The 1630-nt window shown below is 73.3% G+C and carries 2 protein-coding genes; one reads left to right on the forward strand and one right to left on the reverse strand.

From position 1 onward, the window contains the following. Window positions 1-339 precede the first annotated feature (339 nt). Complete coding sequence (locus AB0K65_RS25325; protein WP_365720248.1) at window positions 340-915, reverse strand: CGNR zinc finger domain-containing protein; 576 nt, start codon at window positions 913-915, stop codon at window positions 340-342. Window positions 916-1075: 160 nt separating this feature from the next. Here AB0K65_RS25325 and AB0K65_RS25330 point away from each other — a divergent pair, with 160 nt between their 5' ends. After that, complete coding sequence (locus AB0K65_RS25330) at window positions 1076-1540, forward strand: VOC family protein (RefSeq protein ID WP_365720250.1); 465 nt, start codon at window positions 1076-1078, stop codon at window positions 1538-1540. Window positions 1541-1630 lie beyond the last annotated feature (90 nt).

A 1630-nucleotide genomic window follows, 5' to 3' on the forward strand; every position in this document is an offset into this window, starting at 1 on the left:
TGGACGCGGACCGGCGGGCTTGCCCGTACCCGGACCGGTGGACCGGCGGGCTTGCCGTGCGCGGACCGGCGGGCTTGCCGTACGCGGATGGGTGGACCGGGGTGCGCGGTCCGGCCGACCGGGTTGCGGGCAGGGGCCGTTCAGCCCTGACGGCCCGGTGGCACCGGGCCGTGCCACCGGGCGGCTGCCGGCGCCCGGCGTGCCGGGGGGCGTACCTGCCGCGGGCCGGAAGCCGCGTCCGCCCGCGGGTGCCGCGTCCCTCCCTCTTCCCTTCCCCGCGGGGCCGGCCGGGCGGGTGCCCGTGCACCGCGTGCACCCGGCCGGCCGGTGGGGTCCTTCTCAGCTGCCGGCGGCCTGTTTACGGCGGGAGTAGTGGCGGTGGGCCTTGGCCCGGTTGCCGCATCCGACCATGGAGCACCAGCGGCGGCCGCCGTTCTTGGAGACGTCGTAGAAGTGCAGGATGCATTCGGGGTTGGCGCACTTGCGTATGCGGCCGGGGTTCTCCTCGAGCAGCCGCAGGTAGATCTCCGCGGCCGTCCAGGCGGCGAGCCAGTCGGGGGAGTCGGTCTCCACGACCGTCCGGGGGCCGTCCTGGTCCAGCAGGCGCCGGATCCGCCCGTGGCGGAGGGTCTCATTCAGGTCTTCGGCCGCGGCCGGTCCGTCGGCCCCGCTGTCCACGAGCGAGGCCAGCGCGGAGCGGGTGGCCAGCAGCGCCCGCAGGGTCCTGCCGCCGGCGGGCACGTCGCCGTCCAGGCCGGCGGACTGCAGCCAGATCGACAGCCCGTCGGGGTATCGCAGCAGGTCGTGGTGGGTTCCGCCGTCTATCCAGCGGGTGTTGAGCAGATCGAGCGGCAAAGGCTCCCCGGTCAGGGGGCGCGGATCCGCGGCAGGACCGCGGGCCGGGTTCGTACGCATGAGGCTGCCCTTTCGTGTCGTCGGTGCATCCGACCACATGGCCAGATTCTAACCACTGAACAGCATTTCAGCGGTTGACTCGATGATGAGTCAACCACTAAAGTCCAGATCAACGGTTAGCCGGGAACGGCCCGGCGCCGGTATCGAGGAAGGCACTCCCATGACGCAGTCCATCGCCGACAAGCCCCTGCAGACCGGCCACGTCGGCCTGAACGTCACCAACCTGGAGAAGTCGCTCCCCTTCTACATCCGGGTTTTCGGCTTCGAGATCCTGGCCGAGGGCAAGGACGACAGCCAGCGCTGGGCCTTCCTCGCCCGTGACGGCCGCCTGATGCTCACCCTGTGGCAGCAGAGCCAGGAGTCCTTCTCCGTCGGCGCCGCCGGCCTGCACCACCTCTCCTTCCAGGTCGACTCCATCGAGGACGTCAAGGCCGCCGAGGCCGTCCTGCGCGAGCTGGGCGCCGACTTCGCCCACGACGGCGTCGTCTCCCACGGCGAGGGCGCCGGCTCCGGCGGCATCTTCTTCGCCGACCCCGACGGCATCCGCCTGGAGATCTACGCCCCCACCGGCGCGGAGAACGCCCCCGCCCCCACCGGCGCCGCGCCGACCTGCGGCTTCTTCTAAAAACAGGGACCGCGGGCTGCCACCCCGGGCAGGCCGGCCCCCCCCCCCCCCCCCCCCCCCCCCCCCCCCCCCCCCCCCCCCCCCCCCCCC

It is taken from the genome of Streptomyces sp. NPDC053755, from assembly GCF_040677675.1.
In the GTDB taxonomy this organism is placed as follows: domain Bacteria; phylum Actinomycetota; class Actinomycetes; order Streptomycetales; family Streptomycetaceae; genus Streptomyces.

Coding starts and splice junctions, on each gene's coding strand:
- AB0K65_RS25325 (WP_365720248.1), bottom strand. CDS start 915: ATGCGTACGAACCCGGCCCGCGGTCCTGCCGCGGATCCGCGCCCCCTG.
- AB0K65_RS25330 (WP_365720250.1), top strand. CDS start 1,076: ATGACGCAGTCCATCGCCGACAAGCCCCTGCAGACCGGCCACGTCGGC.